Origin of the sequence: Negativicoccus succinicivorans (assembly GCF_018373335.1) — a bacterium.
GTDB lineage: Bacteria > Bacillota > Negativicutes > Veillonellales > Negativicoccaceae > Negativicoccus > Negativicoccus succinicivorans_A.
Genome location: NZ_JAHAHH010000024.1, coordinates 1 through 15,508, shown reverse-complemented (window position 1 = coordinate 15,508; position 15,508 = coordinate 1). Strand labels below are relative to the sequence as shown.

The 15,508-nt window shown below is 50.5% G+C and carries 18 protein-coding genes; all 18 read left to right on the top strand.

The window, feature by feature from the left end:
- On the top strand, window positions 1-635 hold a 635-nt coding region (locus tag KH813_RS02995), incomplete at its 5' end, for an OB-fold nucleic acid binding domain-containing protein (RefSeq protein WP_303993051.1).
- Entirely contained in the window at window positions 636-1,439 is an 804-nt protein-coding gene (locus KH813_RS02990; RefSeq protein WP_303993048.1) for an electron transfer flavoprotein subunit beta/FixA family protein, read from the top strand.
- The gene (locus tag KH813_RS02985; RefSeq protein ID WP_303993045.1) at window positions 1,436-2,431 is read left to right on the top strand and encodes an electron transfer flavoprotein subunit alpha/FixB family protein; all 996 of its coding nucleotides are present in this window, start codon (window positions 1,436-1,438) and stop codon (window positions 2,429-2,431) included. Before KH813_RS02990 ends, KH813_RS02985 begins: the two co-directional genes overlap by 4 nt.
- Window position 2,432: 1 nt before the next feature.
- Window positions 2,433-4,193 (top strand): pyruvate kinase, encoded by a 1,761-nt coding sequence (gene pyk / locus KH813_RS02980; protein ID WP_303993042.1) that lies wholly within the window; start codon window positions 2,433-2,435, stop codon window positions 4,191-4,193.
- 76 nt (window positions 4,194-4,269) lie between these two features.
- Window positions 4,270-4,722: a peroxiredoxin gene (locus KH813_RS02975; protein WP_303993040.1), complete on the top strand. Its 453-nt coding sequence runs from the start codon at window positions 4,270-4,272 to the stop codon at window positions 4,720-4,722.
- A 10-nt stretch (window positions 4,723-4,732) separates the two neighbouring features.
- Entirely contained in the window at window positions 4,733-5,623 is an 891-nt protein-coding gene (dat, locus tag KH813_RS02970) for a D-amino-acid transaminase (protein WP_303993037.1), read from the top strand.
- A 138-nt stretch (window positions 5,624-5,761) separates the two neighbouring features.
- Window positions 5,762-6,028, top strand: a complete 267-nt coding sequence (gene rpsO / locus KH813_RS02965; protein ID WP_024049263.1) for a 30S ribosomal protein S15 — start codon at window positions 5,762-5,764, stop codon at window positions 6,026-6,028.
- Between the two features lie 174 nt (window positions 6,029-6,202).
- Window positions 6,203-6,754, top strand: a complete 552-nt coding sequence (locus tag KH813_RS02960) for a DeoR family transcriptional regulator (protein WP_024049262.1) — start codon at window positions 6,203-6,205, stop codon at window positions 6,752-6,754.
- The gene (gene plsX, locus KH813_RS02955) at window positions 6,751-7,773 is read left to right on the top strand and encodes a phosphate acyltransferase PlsX (protein WP_303993032.1); all 1,023 of its coding nucleotides are present in this window, start codon (window positions 6,751-6,753) and stop codon (window positions 7,771-7,773) included. Before KH813_RS02960 ends, plsX begins: the two co-directional genes overlap by 4 nt.
- Window positions 7,763-8,755 (top strand): beta-ketoacyl-ACP synthase III, encoded by a 993-nt coding sequence (locus KH813_RS02950; protein WP_303993030.1) that lies wholly within the window; start codon window positions 7,763-7,765, stop codon window positions 8,753-8,755. The genes plsX and KH813_RS02950 overlap by 11 nt, the downstream gene beginning before the upstream one ends.
- A 4-nt stretch (window positions 8,756-8,759) precedes the next feature.
- Entirely contained in the window at window positions 8,760-9,701 is a 942-nt protein-coding gene (gene fabK, locus KH813_RS02945) for an enoyl-[acyl-carrier-protein] reductase FabK (RefSeq protein WP_303993028.1), read from the top strand.
- Window positions 9,698-10,648, top strand: a complete 951-nt coding sequence (fabD, locus tag KH813_RS02940) for an ACP S-malonyltransferase (RefSeq protein WP_303993025.1) — start codon at window positions 9,698-9,700, stop codon at window positions 10,646-10,648. Before fabK ends, fabD begins: the two co-directional genes overlap by 4 nt.
- Window positions 10,638-11,375 carry a 3-oxoacyl-[acyl-carrier-protein] reductase gene (gene fabG / locus KH813_RS02935; RefSeq protein ID WP_303993022.1) on the top strand — a complete coding sequence of 246 codons (738 nt, stop codon included), beginning with the start codon at window positions 10,638-10,640 and terminating at the stop codon, window positions 11,373-11,375. The genes fabD and fabG overlap by 11 nt, the downstream gene beginning before the upstream one ends.
- Window positions 11,376-11,450: 75 nt before the next feature.
- Window positions 11,451-11,687: an acyl carrier protein gene (locus KH813_RS02930; RefSeq protein ID WP_024049256.1), complete on the top strand. Its 237-nt coding sequence runs from the start codon at window positions 11,451-11,453 to the stop codon at window positions 11,685-11,687.
- Window positions 11,688-11,897: 210 nt separating this feature from the next.
- The gene (gene fabF / locus KH813_RS02925; RefSeq protein ID WP_303993019.1) at window positions 11,898-13,145 is read left to right on the top strand and encodes a beta-ketoacyl-ACP synthase II; all 1,248 of its coding nucleotides are present in this window, start codon (window positions 11,898-11,900) and stop codon (window positions 13,143-13,145) included.
- The gene (rnc, locus tag KH813_RS02920) at window positions 13,145-13,873 is read left to right on the top strand and encodes a ribonuclease III (protein ID WP_303993016.1); all 729 of its coding nucleotides are present in this window, start codon (window positions 13,145-13,147) and stop codon (window positions 13,871-13,873) included. The genes fabF and rnc overlap by 1 nt, the downstream gene beginning before the upstream one ends.
- The gene (locus KH813_RS02915; protein ID WP_303993014.1) at window positions 13,854-14,936 is read left to right on the top strand and encodes an elongator complex protein 3; all 1,083 of its coding nucleotides are present in this window, start codon (window positions 13,854-13,856) and stop codon (window positions 14,934-14,936) included. Before rnc ends, KH813_RS02915 begins: the two co-directional genes overlap by 20 nt.
- A gap of 75 nt (window positions 14,937-15,011) precedes the next feature.
- The coding region (locus KH813_RS02910; RefSeq protein WP_303993012.1) for an endolytic transglycosylase MltG at window positions 15,012-15,508 on the top strand (497 nt) is incomplete at its 3' end.

Below are 15,508 nucleotides of genomic sequence, written 5' to 3'. Positions count from 1 at the left end.
AAAACGGTGAGGCATATGATCAGAGAAAAGTATGGATTGGCGGCACAGTAACGGCTTTACGTCGGCTTTTGACGAAACGCAATGAGCAAATGGGCTTTGCCACGGTAGAAGACTTCGGGGCCAATATCGAAGTCGTGGTTTTCCCTAATCTTTGGGAAGACGTCGCGGCATTGTTAGCGGTGGACGCCGCTGTTTTGATCGAAGGCCGGACGCAAGCCAATGAGCGCGAAACGAAAATTATTGCGCAGGCGGTATATCCGCTGGAACTGGTCGCCAATCAAACCGTCGTAGTGCCGGAGTGGAACGCGATGAAATCCGCTGCGATACCTGAGGAAGCGCAGTCAACGGGCTCGACTCCGCACGTGTCGGAGTCGGAAGTGTCGCTTGCGCCGGGGAGGATGCCGAAAGAAATTAATTTGCACATTGACGCGGCGCATGAGGGTGTTTCTGTGAGCCAAGCCTTGGCAACTATTTTAACGACGCATCACGGAACGATACCGGTTACATTAATTGTGGAGCGAACCGGTCTGACGGTCCCAATGAATGAAGCGTACTATATTGATGGCAGTCGTGAAGTGATTACGAAGCTGCAAGCCCTTTTGGGAAACGATAAGGTTGGAATGAAGGAGTCTTAAATGCAGATTTTAGTGTGTGTAAAGCAGGTGCCGGATACGTCGCAGGTCAAACTGGATCCGAAAACAAATCGACTGCAACGAGCGGGTGTGCCGAATATTTTGAATCCTTTTGATGAACACGCAGTGGAAGAAGCACTCGCATTAAAAAACAGTTATGGCGCGACGGTCACGGTTATTACAATGGGGCCGCCGCAAGCGAAGGAAGTGCTCAAAGAGTGTTTAGCCAAAGGGTGCGATCATGCGTATTTAATCAGTGATCGCGCATTCGGCGGAGCCGATACGTTGGCGACGGCGTATACGCTGGCAACGGCGATTCGTACGCTCGGTGTTTTCGATTTGATTTTCTGCGGGAAACAGGCCATTGACGGAGATACGGCGCAAGTGGGGGCACAAATTGCGGAAATGCTCGACTGGCCGCAAGTCAGCGGAGCCGTAGCTTTTACACTGAAAGGAACTACGGCACAAGTCGTACGCGAGCATGAGGACGGCTACGAGACGATAAAAGTAGAATTGCCGGTACTGGTGACGACTACTAAACATCTGAATACGCCGCGCTATCCTTCACTTCGTGGGCTGATTGCAGCACGCACGGCGGAAATAAAAACGCTCACGGCGGCGGATCTTCCTGTTGAACCGGAACGAATCGGTATGGTCGGTTCGCCGACGCAGGTGCGTCGTGTGTATACGCCGGAAGGGCACAGCCGCGGCGAGATTTTTGCTGATTTGTCCGAGCCACAAGCGGTGCAGGCTTTGCTCACCAAACTCAAAGAGCGCGGTTTCCAACGCCAAGGAGGTGCCCAATGAACGAACAAGCACATCACCTTTATGTTGTCGCGGAGCATTTTGAAGGGAAGCTGCGACCGGTTACCATGGAACTGATCGGTAAAGCACACGAATTGGCGGAAGTGAGCGGGGAAGAAGTTCATGCCGTGCTCATCGGGAAAGATGTAGAAGGCTTGACGCAAGATCTCATCGCGGTCGGTGCAGACGTGGTGCATTATTTGACGGCGAGCGAATTAAAAGAGTATTCGACAGAAGGATACACCTATGCACTCGAGCAGCTGTGCCGTGAAGTCCAACCCGCTGCGATTTTAATCGGAGCCACCCACAACGGACGAGATCTGGCACCGCGCCTTTCGGCGCGACTGCAATGCGGCGTAGTGGCCGACTGCACCGATATTAAGATGGATTCCGAAACGCGTTCGTTGACATGGACGCGTCCTGCGCTGGGAGGCAATATTTTAGCGGATATCATTTGTCCGAAACACCGACCGCAAATGGGTACGGTGCGCCCGAACGTATTTCCGAAACCGGCGCCGGATTCGTCTCGAAAAGGGCGTGTTGAGACATTAGCAGTAGAAATCCCCGCAGGTACCATTCGTACACTTCGTACGGATTACGAACATGTACCGCAGGAAGAGGTCAATCTCGAAGATGCGGAGATTATTATCAGCGGCGGTCGCGGTATGGGGTCGGCGGAAGCATTTCAAAAATTGCACACGTTGGCTCGGAAGTTGGGCGGTACTGTCGCGGCTTCGCGTGCGGCCGTTGATGCCGGTTGGGAACCGTCCATTCATCAAGTCGGTCAAACCGGCAAAAATGTCGGCCCGAAAATTTATTTTGCTTTCGGTATTTCCGGTGCGATTCAGCACCTTGCCGGAATCAGCGGCGCGGATATGGTGATCGCAATCAATAAAGACCCGAATGCTCCGATTTTTCAACGCGCTGATTATGGTATTGTCGGTGATGTTCATATCGTTTTAAAAGAAATGTTGGCGCAACTCGAGGAGGACTAATATGGATTCGGTCATGTCCAAACGTACCAAGATCGTTTGTACCGTAGGTCCGGGTACCGATGCACCGGGAGTACTGGAACGCATGATTGCGGCCGGTATGAATGTGGCGCGGTTCAACTTTTCGCATGGTACGAATGAAGAACAGGGACGGCGTATGGAGGCCGTTAAAGCAGCGGCGGAGAAATTAAAAACACCGGTCGCTTTGATGTTGGACACCAAAGGACCGGAAATGCGACTTGGCTTTTTTGCCGAAGGCTCGACCGAACTCGTACAAGGAACGTCATTTAGCTTGCTAAGTGAAACTGTTCTCGGCAATGAACATCAGGCTACCGTCTCCTATCCGGAATTATGGCGGCAGACACGACCGGGGCAACCGATTCTGTTGGCAGACGGCTTGGTTCGTTTGCTGGTTACCGATGTCAAACCCGGCAAAATTAAGACCGTGGTGGAAAATACCGGCGTTGTCAGCGATCGGAAACGAGTAGCGTGTCCTTCGCTGCCGTTGTTATTGCCGGCGCTTTCCGAGGCCGACAAAGAGGATCTGCTGTTTGGCGTCGCAAAAGACGTTGATTATGTGGCGGCATCATTCATCCAACGCGCGAATGACATTGTTGAGATTAAGCGCTTTCTCGAACAAGCGGGCGGAAGCCATATTCGCGTTATTGCTAAAATTGAAAATGAAGAAGGCTTACGCAATATAGCGTCCATTATGCAGCAAGCAGATGGAATGATGGTGGCGCGCGGCGACTTGGGCGTGGAAATTCCGCCGGAACGTGTGCCGCTGCTGCAAAAAGAAATGATTTCTCTTTGTAATCGGCTGGGCAAACCGGTTATTACGGCTACCCAAATGTTGGAATCGATGATTGTCAATCCGCGGCCGACTCGTGCGGAGACAAGCGATATTGCGAATGCGATTTTAGACGGCACCGATGCGATTATGCTCAGCGGTGAAACGGCGAACGGTAAATATCCGGTGACGGCAGTCGAGACCATGTTCAAAGTGGCGCAGTATACAGAACGCAGCCCGCTGTACCAACAACGTCCGCGGCCGTTGCCGGATGAAATGGCGGTGACTACGGAAGCCATCAGTCAGTCTACGGTAACGATTGCGCAAAATTTGCACGCCAAGGCCATTTTAACGGCCAGTGAATCGGGGCGTACAGCGCTCATGGTTTCCAAATATCGCCCGGGCTGTCCGCTTGTTATGGTATCCCCACATTTGCGTTCATTGCGCCGCGCAGCTCTTTACTGGGGAGTTACGCCGATTATCGGTGAATCCACTGAAAACACTGATAGGATGGTCAATATGACGGTCGCTGCCGCATTGCGCGCCGGTGTCATTGATGATGGTGATCTGGTCGTCATCACTGCCGGTGTTCCGTCCGGTAAAGAGGGCACCACTAATATGATTCGCGTTCATGTGGCAGGACAGGTCCTTTTGAAAGGAATGGGCGTCGGTAACGGATCCGCTACCGGAAAAATAGTTTTGGCGAAGCCGCAAAATATTTCCGTATTTCAGCCGGGCGATATTTTAGTTGTTGACACAATGGATGAAAATATCGTGCCTTATGTGCAGCAAGCCGGCGCCATTATCGCGGTAGAAGAAGGATTGACCAGTCCCTCTGCCGTGATCGGACTGGAATGGAAAAAACCGACGGTGGTAGGAGTGAAGCAGGCGTTGACACGTCTTCTGACCGGTGAACGAGTGACGGTAGATGCGGCGCGCGGCTTTATTTATCGCGGTTGCGTCAATGCGAGGTAAACGAAACTTTGACACGTTTATATCACTTGTTTATAATAAACTTATTCCGTAACTATACATTAGATGGGGTGAAATCATGGCGAATTTAGAAGTCGGTGCACCGGCACCTGCGTTTACGGCACTTGCCGATAATGGCCAAATGGTAACAAAAGACAGCCTCAAGGGCCAAAAAGTAATTTTGTATTTTTATCCCAAGGATAAAACACCCGGTTGTACTCTCGAAGCGCAAAATTTCCAGCGCTATATCGGAGACTTCCAAACGCTTGGTTATGCCGTATACGGAATTAGTCGCGATGATGTAAGGTCACATCAGGACTTCAAAGCGAAAGAAGAGTTGGCATTTACTCTCTTGAGTGATCCCCAAGGGCAGATGTGCCGCGATTTCGGCGTGCTGCAAACGGAAGATCCCGGTGAAAAAATTGCCCGCTCGACCTTTGTTATGGATCAGCAAGGGGTACTTACGCATATTTATCATGGCGTAAAACCCGCGACTCACATTCAGGAAATACTTAAGGATTTGCAAGCTTAGGAGGATGAAAGTGGAACAAACAGTCGCTCCGGTTGAAATGAAAAAAAGAAAAGATATTGCTTTTTATAACTATGAATATACGACACTGGACCAAGTTAAAATCAGTCCGCTTGATCGCGGCTATTACTTCGGTGACGGTGTTTATGAAGTGACGAAAGTGCATAATGGTAAATGCTTTGCTCTTTCGTACCACCTCGATCGTCTTTACCGATCGCTGCGGCTCATGAAAATTCCGGCGACGATCGCGCCGGACGAGTTGACGGAGCTGCACGATGTTCTGGTCGAAGAAAGCGGCATCCAAAACGGTTCCGTTTACCTGCAGATCACCCGCGGTACCGCACCGCGCGTGCATGCGTTCCCGGAAGGTATTACCCCCAATATTTTGATGTACGTCAACGAGGATAATCCCCACAAAGCGGAATTGGCGGAAAACGGTGCGAAAGTTATTACCATTGATGATATCCGTTGGCAGCATTGCGACATCAAAAGCTTGAATTTGATTCCCAACGTACTGGGAGCGGAAAAAGCGCGTCATAAAAAATGCGCGGAAGCGTTCCAGTTCCGTGGCGATGAATTAATGGAAGGTACCAGCTCGAACGTTTTCATGGTACGTGACGGTATTTTGTGGACACGTCCCGCGGATGATTTGATTTTGAAAGGTATCACCCGCCAGCTGATCATTACAAAAGTAGCACCGAGTTGCGGCGTCACCGTTATTGAGCGTAAAATCGATCGGGAATATCTGGCGAAAGCGGAAGAAGTATTCTATACGAGCACGACCGACGGCATTATTCCGGTTCTGAAGATTGATAAAGAAACGGTGGGAGACGGCACGATCGGACCGGTCACGAAAGCGTTGCAGGAACGGTATGCAGGTCTGATGGCGGAAGGGCTGCCGTGATTTTTTAAACGAAAATAAAAGCTTTACTTTTCACTTGAATTCAGGTAAACTTAACAAGTGAATTTCGACTTTGCTCGGTTGGCCGAATCTCCGACGGTATACTTGGCAAAGCGCAGATGAAATCAAGGAGGAATTACTATGTTGACTTTGGAACAGAAACAGAAACTTATCGAGGAAAACCGCGTTCACGATACGGACACCGGTTCTCCGGAAGTGCAAATTGCGATCTTGACGGCTCGTATTAACTACCTGACCGATCATTTGAAAGAGCACAAGAAAGATCATCATTCCCGTCGCGGCCTGTTGAAATTGGTTGGTCAGCGTCGCGGTTTGTTGGATTACCTGCGTCGTAAAGATATCGAACGCTATCGTAATCTCTTGGACAAGTTGAATTTGCGCAAATAACAAAAAAGAAGCGGCAAAGCCGCTTCTTTTTATTTTACAAAAGCAGATAATTTTTTTGTAGAAATATTTGAAATTTATGATATTTACACAGATTGGTTGCGCGAGATACGTGACTTTTGTTAAAATTATCATTAGGTATTAGTATGTAGTGATAATTTAGCGAAAGGAGTCGCCATGAAATTAGTCAGAGACCAGCGACGAGAGAAGATCGTCACCATGCTGCGCGAGCAACCGTTTTTGACGGATGAAGACTTAGCGGACGGCTTGGGCGTTTCGGTGGCGACGATTCGTTTGGACAGAACCGCGTTGGATATACCGGAAGTACGCGTGCGGCTACGCAAAGCCGCTGCTAAAAACACACCCCCGACGGAGCAAAAAGCGGTATACGGTAAATTATTGGAATACAATTCCAAACGCTCCGCGTTATCGATGTTGACGGTGACGCCTCATCTGGTCGATGCCACAGGATTTGTACCGGCCCAGACGCTTTACGGGATGGCAACGGCTTTGGGGGACAAAGTGTTGGATTTACCCAGTGCGGTATGCGGTGTCGGGAACATTAAATATAAAGTGCCGGTGCGCGTTGGTGACACACTTGTTTGGAAACTTACGGTTGTGCGTCAGCGAGGTTCGGAACATTACGTTTGGGCCAAATGTTTACGTGATTGCGCCGAAGTGTTTCGAGCTAAATTTATTTTAAAATCATATTCTGAGGTGCGACTATGAAAGCAATAGCAGTAGATGCAATGGGTGGCGATTACGCGCCCGTGGAAATTGTTCGCGGAGCGTTGGATGCGGTTCGATCCTGGCGGATTCCGGTGGTTCTCGTCGGGGATGAGGCGCAGATTTTGCCTCTCGTCAAAGCAGCAGGAATGGCAAATGATCCCCTGGTAAAAGTTCAACATGCAAGCCAAGTCATCGGGATGGATGAACATCCGGGGATGGCGTATCGTAAGAAAAAAGATGCCTCCATCGTGGTGGCCGCGAAGCTGGTCAAAGAAGGGCATTGCGGTGCGCTGGTTGCGCCCGGTTCAACGGGGGCTGCGGTAACGGCAGGTCTGTTCGGCTTGGGGCGTATCAAAGGAATTCGTCGGCCGGCGATTGCAACTCCTTTGCCGACACAGGATGGAGGCACTACGCTTTTGATTGATTCGGGGGCCAGCGCCAATCCGGGTGCCGAAAATTTATTGCAGAACGCTTTGTTGGGGCATGTGTTTATGCAGCGAGTATATGGTGTCGTAGAGCCGCGCGTCGGTTTGTTGAATATCGGTACCGAAGAGATCAAAGGCAGTAATGTCGTTACGGAAGTATATCCTCAGATGCAAGAACAATCGGTTTACCGGTTTATCGGCAACGTCGAAGGACGGGATATTCCGAAACGTGTGGCCGATGTCGTTGTGTGTGACGGCTTTACGGGCAATGTCGTTTTGAAATTTGCGGAAGGCATGGCCACTATGATGATGCATCTTTTAAAAGATGCGGTAATGAAAAACGGTTGGCGCGCTAAATTAGGCGGTTGGCTTTTACGGCCGGCGCTGAAGCAAGCGTTGAAAAAAGTAGATTACGCGGAGTACGGCGGGGCACCGCTTTTGGGAGTGGAAGGCGGTTTGGTGATTTGTCACGGTGCATCCAAGGCAAGGGCGATTCAAAATGCCGTACGGCTTGCGTCACATATTGCAGATTCAGAAATGGTAGAACATATCAAAACAGCTTTAGAAACGGTGGCCGCAACGGATGGAAAGTAATATGTTGCGCCGGATCGGAATTTTAGGAACCGGCTCGTATGTGCCGGAACATATCCTTACCAATGCGGATTTAGAAAAAATGGTGGACACGTCAGATGAATGGATTCGGACACGCACGGGCATTCGTGAACGGAGAATTGCCGAACCCGGAACATCGACTGTCTCGTTAGCGAAAAAAGCGGCAGAAAAAGCAATGGCGGACGCCGGTGTTACTGTAGGGGAAATTGATCTTGTGGTCGTGGCGACATGCACGCAAGATACTATCGCGCCTTCGACAGCTTGCGCTTTACAGGATATGTTGGGGATTCCCGCGGCGGGCGCATTCGACCTGTCTGCCGGGTGCAGCGGTTTTGTGTATGCGACTGCAGTAGCAAGTCAAATGTTAGCTACCGGTTTATATCAGAAGGCTTTGGTTGTCGGCGCAGAAGTATTGAGCCGCTTTGTGGATTGGACGGATCGAAACACCTGTGTGCTTTTCGGTGACGGCGCCGGAGCGGTTGTTTTAGGGGAAGTGGCAACCGGAGGTATTGGCGGAATCGATCTCGGATCGGACGGCTCCGGGCGCGGCGCACTGGGGATTTTCGGCGGACCTTTTCATGGTGATTTGCATCCGGAACTCGCCGACCGGAAAATGGCGATTCGCATGAACGGTAAAGATGTCTTTAAATTTGCGGTAAACGTTATCGGAGAATCTACCGGAAGAGTGCTTACTAAATGCGGTCTTACCTATGATGACGTGGATCTTTTGATCCCGCATCAAGCGAACGAGCGGATCATTCAAGCCGCAGCCAAGAAAACCTCTTTACCCGCAGAACGCATTTTTGAAAATTTGGATCGCTACGGCAATACGTCCAGCGCATCGATTGCAATCGCGTTGGATGAAGCGGTGCATACCGGTCGAATTAAAAGCGGCGATCGGGTCGTCTTAGCGGGATTTGGTGCCGGCTTAACCTGGGCCAGCCTTTGTATGGAATGGCGGTAGCGGAATGAAAACGAAACTGACAGAATTATTGGGAATTGAAGCACCGATTATTCAAGGTGGCATGGCTTGGCTCGGGACTTGGGAATTGGCTTCCGCTGTTTCGGAGGCCGGCGGTCTCGGTGTGATTGGGGCCGGTAATATGCCGGGCGATCTTCTTCGTGAACAGATCCGTCAGGTGAAAGCGCATACGAAGAAACCCTTCGGTGTCAATTTGATGCTGCGTTCACCTTTTGTTGAAGAGTGTGTAACAGTCGTTTGTGAGGAAAAAGTGCCGGTCATTACAACCGGTGCGGGAAATCCGGGCAAGTATATTGAGCGTTTTAAAGCGTCCGGCGCCAAAGTCATTCCTGTCGTTTCCGCTGTGGCGTTAGCCAAACGGTTGGCAGGCGTCGGAGTAGATGCCGTTATTGCAGAAGGACTGGAAAGCGGCGGCCATGTCGGCAAAGTAACCACCTTGGCCCTGGTACCGCAAGTGGTAGATGCAGTAGAATTGCCCGTTATTGCGGCCGGCGGTATTGCCGATGGCCGGGCTTTGATCGCTATGTTGGCATTGGGAGCGGTCGGAGTGCAGATGGGTACACGCTTTGTAGCCAGTGAAGAATGTATTGCCCATCCGGCATATAAGGAAGCGCTTTTGAAAGCACGGGATCGTTCGACGGTGATTACCGGGCGCACGACGGGACATCCGGTGCGGGTGATCGCCAACGCTCTTTCCCGACAGTATGAAAAACTGGAAAGCATCAACGCGCCGTTAGCGGAAATCGAAGGGCTTGGTGCGGGGAGTTTGCGCCGGGCGGCGATTTTGGGAGATACGAAGACAGGATCAATTATGGTCGGACAAATTGCAGGCTTAGTGAACGATATCAAACCGGTACGTGAAATTATTACTTCGATTATCAAAGAAGCTGCCGTCGCGCAGCAACGTATCAGCGAGGTGAAGGTATGAAAACGGCATTTTTGTTTCCCGGTCAGGGTTCGCAAAAAGTAGGAATGATGCAGGACTTGGCGGCGCAATATGAAAGCGTACGCAACCGTTTTGAAGAAGCGGATGAAGCGCTTGGCTGGAAGCTGAGTGAATTAATTTTTGAAGGTCCGGCAGAAAAATTACAGCAGACTCAGTATACCCAGCCGGCGATTTTGACGGCAAGCGTAGCGGCCTATGATCTGCTCGCACAAGCGGGGATTACCGCGGAATATCTTGCGGGTCATAGCTTGGGAGAATACTCAGCACTTGTGGCGGCGGGCTCGATTTCGTTTGTAGATGCGGTACGTACCGTACACGCGCGCGGAAAGTTCATGCAGGAAGCCGTACCGATCGGAGAGGGCGGTATGGCGGCGATCATTCGCCTGGATCGCGAAAAGATTATCGCGATTTGCGAAGAGATTTCCGCACAAGGCAAAATCGTGCAGGCCGTGAATTTCAATTGCCCCGGACAGGTCGTCATTGCGGGGACGATAGACGCGGTGGCGGCGGCGTGTGAGAAGATGAAAGAAGCGGGCGCGCGTCGAGCGATTCCGTTGCCGGTTTCGGCACCGTTTCACAGCACATTGATGCAGCCGGCGGCCGAAAAATTGGCGCAAGTCTTGCATACAATCGAGATCAAAGAGGCGCAAATTCCCGTGATCGCCAATGTGCATGCGCAACCGGTTCATACGAGTGCGGAAATTCGCGAGTCGTTAATCGAACAGGCAGCCCACCCGGTTCTTTGGGAGGACAGCATGCATGTACTTTTAGCCAAAGGTATAGATACTGTGGTAGAAGTAGGTCCGGGCACCGTCTTAAGCGGTTTTATGAAAAAAATCGAATCCGGTGTACATCGGGAACATGTCGAAGATGTTACCAGCCTGGAGGCTACTTTGACATATTTTGGGGAGGTACAAAATGACAACTAAAACAGCACTTGTTACCGGAGCATCACGCGGAATCGGGAAGGCAGTGGCGGTTGCGTTGGCGCAGGCCGGTTATGACATTGCGATTAATTACTCCAGCAATGTAAGCGCGGCGGAAGAAGCGGCGCAAGCGGTGAAAGCATGCGGTCAAAAAGCCGTTTTGGTACAGGGCGACGTTTCCCAAAAAGAGGAAGCGGAACGCATTGTGGCCGAAACGCAAAAAGAATTTTCGCACATTGACGTGCTGGTAAATAACGCCGGTATTACCCGCGACACCTTGGTGCGGCGGATGAAAGAGGCCGACTGGGACGCTGTTTTAAGCACCAACTTAAAAGGTGTTTTCTTGATGACGCAAGCCGTCATCGGCGATATGTTTAAGCAACGCCGCGGCGTTATTATTAACATGAGCTCCGTCGTCGGTGTGACGGGCAATATCGGTCAGGCCAATTATGCTGCTGCCAAAGCAGGCGTTATCGGCCTGACGAAAGCGAATGCGAAAGAATTTGCGGCGCGCGGTATTCGTGTAAATGCGATTGCGCCCGGGTTTATTCATACAGATATGACCAGAGGATTGCCGGACAAAATCAAAGAGAGTCTGATCAAGCAAATTCCTCTGGGAGCGATGGGAGAGCCGGAAGATATTGCCGCTGCGGTGCGTTTTTTGGCCTCCGATGAAGCGAAGTACATTACCGGACAAGTGTTGCAAGTCAACGGCGGTATGGCTATGTAGTTGACGCTACCGGGCAGTTTGTCATAACCCGTTAGATGTAATATAATAAACCAAAACCGGAAAGGTGGTGAAACCATGAACAATACATTTGAAAAGGTACGCGCGATCGTTGTAGAACAGTTGGGTGTGGATGAAGCGGATGTACAAATCGACTCCACTTTCATTGATGATCTTGGCGCGGATTCTTTGGATATCGTTGAATTGATTATGGCGTTTGAAGAAGAATTTGAAATTGAAATCCCTGATGATGTAGCCGAAAAAATTAAAACCGTTAAAGATACGGTCGACTACATTGACAAGAATATTGCGTAATTGAGGTCGAAACCGGGAAGCGCTCGCCTCCCGGTTTTCCCGTTTTATGCTTTTATCATAAGATCAGCGTGTGTCGATTAGAACGGCACAACAGCTTTATAATAACAGTAGTACACATGCCATTATGATGAAGTGTTACAATTAAAGATGTAAAGGCACTTACGCAGGCGTGATGAATCATAGATAATGAAACTGGACGAGGTGGAAAATATGCGCAAGCGCGTAGCAGTAACAGGTCTTGGTATTATTTCTCCGGTCGGCATCGGCAAAGAGACTGTATGGCAAAATTTATTGGCTGGGAAGTCGGGTATTAAACGGATCACTGCGTTTGATACGACGGATTTTGCCGTGCGTATTGCCGGTGAAGTCGAAGGTTTTACCGCGACCGATTATATGGATCGTAAAGAAGCGCGTCATATGGATCGATTTGCTCATTTTGGTGTAGCCGCGGCCAAAATGGCGGTGGAAGACGCCAAGATTGATTGGAACGCGTTGGACCATGATCGGATCGGTGCGGTGGTCGGCACCGGTATCGGTGGTATCACCACGATCGAAGAAGCAGCGGATCGTCTTGCGAACCGCGGCCCTTCCCGCGTCAGCCCGTTTGCGATCCCGATGATGATCGCCAACATGGCGGCCGGTCAAATCTCTATTGCATTGGATGTGCGAGGTCCGGTCATTACGGATGTGACGGCATGCGCGTCGGGGACAAATGCGATTGGCGATGCGTTGCGCATGATTCGTTGCGGTGATGCGGATATTGTCATTGCGGGTGGTGCCGAAGCGGCCATTAGTCCGTTGCCGTTCGCCGGCTTTATCGCAATGAAAGCGCTCTCCACGTTTGACGGTGAGCCGGAAGAAGCATCGCGTCCGTTTGATGCAACACGGGACGGCTTCGTTTTCGGTGAGGGCGCGGCCATGCTTGTGTTGGAAGAATGGGATCATGCGGTGGAACGCGGCGCGCATATTTATGCGGAATTGTGCGGCTATGCGTCGAATGGTGATGCGTACCATATTACGGCACCGGCTCCGGAAGGGCGCCAGGCTCAAAAGTGCATGGAAAGAGCGTTGCAGGATGCGCAATTAACTGTGCAGGATATTGATTATATCAATGCGCACGGAACGGCGACACCGCTCAATGATAAAAATGAAACGCACGCTATCCGCGCGTTGTTTGGTGCGGAAGCGGATCGTTTGGTGGTGAACTCCACCAAATCAATGACCGGCCATTTACTCGGTGCTGCCGGTGCTGTGGAAGCGGTTGTTATGGCGCTTTCGATTGAAAACGACGAAGTTCATCCGACGATCAACTTGAAACATCCGGATTCGGATTGTGATTTGGACTATGTGACGGAAGGCGCGCGCAAAGTGAAAGTACGTGCGGCCATGTCGAACTCATTCGGCTTCGGTGGTCAAAATGCGGTGATTATAATGCGCAAACCGGAAGGAAATGACTGATGACTCCATCGGAAGTACGGCGTAAACAGATTCAAAATTTTGCCGCTGAACATCATATCCCGGTGCAGGATCATTCCCTTTTGAGTACGGCCCTGACGCATACATCCTATGCGAATGAACATCGGCAACAGGGGATACATGATAATGAGCGGCTCGAATTTTTAGGCGATGCCGTGCTGGACTTGGTGATTGGAGAGTATCTTTTTCGTAAATACCCGGCTTGGCCCGAAGGGGATTTGACACGCGCCAAAGCGAGCGCGGTTTGCGAGCCTGCTTTGGCTTCTTGCGCCCGTAAATTTCACTTGGGTGAAACCTTGCGACTGGGTAAAGGCGAAGAACACACCGGGGGACGACAAAGGGCATCGATTCTGGCGGATGCATTTGAAGCGGTGGTTGGCGCGATTTATCTTGATACATCATACGAAACGGCCACGGAATTTATCATGGAGCATTTGAAACCGTACCTGGATCTGATTGACAGCGGTGATTACACGCGCGACTATAAAACAGAATTGCAGGAGTTTTTGCAGCAGGATGGAGATGTGGATCTCCGTTATAATTTGCTGCGTGATGAAGGTCCGGATCATGATAAAACGTTTTATATGGAAGTGGAATTGAATGGCGAGGCAGTCGCCTCCGGTGTAGGGAAAAGCAAAAAAGCGGCCGCGCAACAAGCAGCGCAAGCCGCATTGCAAAAGTTACAGACAAATGGAGGAGCGCGGTCGTGACCGCGCTTTTTTTACAATGAGAGAAGCGATTATTCCCATCTTTATTCCGCATGACGGCTGTCCGTATCGTTGCAGTTTTTGCAACCAGTGGAAATTAACGGCACAGACAGAGCGTACTACGCCGGCTATGGTCGCGAAAACGATTGCGGAATATCTTGCTTCGACGGCGCGGCCGTATCGTTGGCAGGTAGCGTTCTACGGCGGCTCTTTTACCGCGCTCAGTGAAGAGCGGCAGCGGACACTGCTCGCGCCGGCCAAATATGCATGGGAAAAAGGTGATGTGGCCGCATTGCGTCTTTCTACGCGGCCGGATTGCATTAGTGTCGAAAATACCGCTTTTTTATATGCGCACGGCGTACGTACGGTAGAGCTCGGTGTGCAAAGTTTAGATGACAGCGTTTTATGGCAGGCCCGTCGCGGCCATCGCAGTGCGGTGGTGGCGAAAGCGATAGAAATTCTTCGCGGAGGCGGTATGCAGGTAGGTATACAACTTTTGCCCGGTCTTTACGGCGAAACTTTTGCGACATTGCGCAAGACCATTCGGGCAACGGTCGCTTTGACCCCTGATTTTGTGCGAATTTATCCGGCGTTAGTGCTGCGTGATACATTGCTGGAACGACAATATCGTAACGGCGATTATAGGCCTCTTACGCTTGCACAGGCGATTTTTGTCAGCACATGGTGGAGACGATATTTAGCAAAACATAACATTCCTGTCATTCGGATCGGTTTGCAGGCGACGCAAGATTTGGATTCGCATGCTGCGTATGTCGCGGGACCGTATCATCCGGCGTTGGGAGAGTTGGCTATCGCTCGATCGTACGCGCAGGAATTAAAAAAAGGTTTACGGCAGACGTGCGGGCCGGTGACAATCACTTACGCAACACGTGATGCCAGTAAAGTGCGCGGACATAAAAATGCCAATATCAAAAAATACCAAGAAAAATACGCCGGTCCAATTACTTGGCGTGAATCTGTTGACATGCCGCCGGGAACAGTCTCTTTTACCACCGCAACGCAAACATACCAATGGCGGTTGGAATCGCCATTGTATTGTCATTGAGAAGATGCTAAAAGCACATTTTAGAGATGTGCTATAATAAAAAAACAACTTTAAAATGAACGCATTGAGGTATATATGAAGAAAATAATCAGTATTTCAATACTGTTTGTTCTACTCGTCGCAGGAGGCGCTCTGCTTTACGGTAAAAATCCGTTGGTACAAAGCAAACCTGTAACGGTACGGATCGAGGCGGCGCAAACGGGAGCGGAAATAGCCCAAATCCTTGCAGATAAGAATATCATTTGGAATCCGCATATCTTTCGTGCCGCACTATACTTGAGCGGGAACGCCGATAAACTCCAGGAAGGGCATTACGATCTTATGACGAACATGTCGATGCCGGCCGTAATCGCCGCTTTGCGTGACGGACGACCCGCTGCTCGGGAGGTGGTGATCCCGGAAGGATTTACCGTGTCGCAAATTGCGAAACGACTGGATCGGTTGGGTATTGCTAAGGAGCAGGATTTCTTAGAGGCGGCGAAGGTTTATAGTTTGCCTGCAGATATGCAGAGCACACGAGCTACCGACTATCCGGTAGAAGGATTTTTGTTTCCTTCTACATATGATGTTCC

Excerpts from the sequence above, each read along its gene's own strand:
- KH813_RS02990 (WP_303993048.1), top strand. The coding sequence starts at position 636 with ATGCAGATTTTAGTGTGTGTAAAGCAGGTGCCGGATACGTCGCAGGTC.
- KH813_RS02985 (WP_303993045.1), top strand. The coding sequence starts at position 1,436 with ATGAACGAACAAGCACATCACCTTTATGTTGTCGCGGAGCATTTTGAA.
- fabF (WP_303993019.1), top strand. The coding sequence starts at position 11,898 with ATGCGCAAGCGCGTAGCAGTAACAGGTCTTGGTATTATTTCTCCGGTC.
- plsX (WP_303993032.1), top strand. The coding sequence starts at position 6,751 with ATGAAAGCAATAGCAGTAGATGCAATGGGTGGCGATTACGCGCCCGTG.
- rnc (WP_303993016.1), top strand. The coding sequence starts at position 13,145 with ATGACTCCATCGGAAGTACGGCGTAAACAGATTCAAAATTTTGCCGCT.
- pyk (WP_303993042.1), top strand. The coding sequence starts at position 2,433 with ATGGATTCGGTCATGTCCAAACGTACCAAGATCGTTTGTACCGTAGGT.
- KH813_RS02915 (WP_303993014.1), top strand. The coding sequence starts at position 13,854 with ATGGAGGAGCGCGGTCGTGACCGCGCTTTTTTTACAATGAGAGAAGCG.
- rpsO (WP_024049263.1), top strand. The coding sequence starts at position 5,762 with ATGTTGACTTTGGAACAGAAACAGAAACTTATCGAGGAAAACCGCGTT.
- KH813_RS02975 (WP_303993040.1), top strand. The coding sequence starts at position 4,270 with ATGGCGAATTTAGAAGTCGGTGCACCGGCACCTGCGTTTACGGCACTT.
- KH813_RS02950 (WP_303993030.1), top strand. The coding sequence starts at position 7,763 with ATGGAAAGTAATATGTTGCGCCGGATCGGAATTTTAGGAACCGGCTCG.
- KH813_RS02960 (WP_024049262.1), top strand. The coding sequence starts at position 6,203 with ATGAAATTAGTCAGAGACCAGCGACGAGAGAAGATCGTCACCATGCTG.
- KH813_RS02930 (WP_024049256.1), top strand. The coding sequence starts at position 11,451 with ATGAACAATACATTTGAAAAGGTACGCGCGATCGTTGTAGAACAGTTG.
- fabD (WP_303993025.1), top strand. The coding sequence starts at position 9,698 with ATGAAAACGGCATTTTTGTTTCCCGGTCAGGGTTCGCAAAAAGTAGGA.
- fabK (WP_303993028.1), top strand. The coding sequence starts at position 8,760 with ATGAAAACGAAACTGACAGAATTATTGGGAATTGAAGCACCGATTATT.
- fabG (WP_303993022.1), top strand. The coding sequence starts at position 10,638 with ATGACAACTAAAACAGCACTTGTTACCGGAGCATCACGCGGAATCGGG.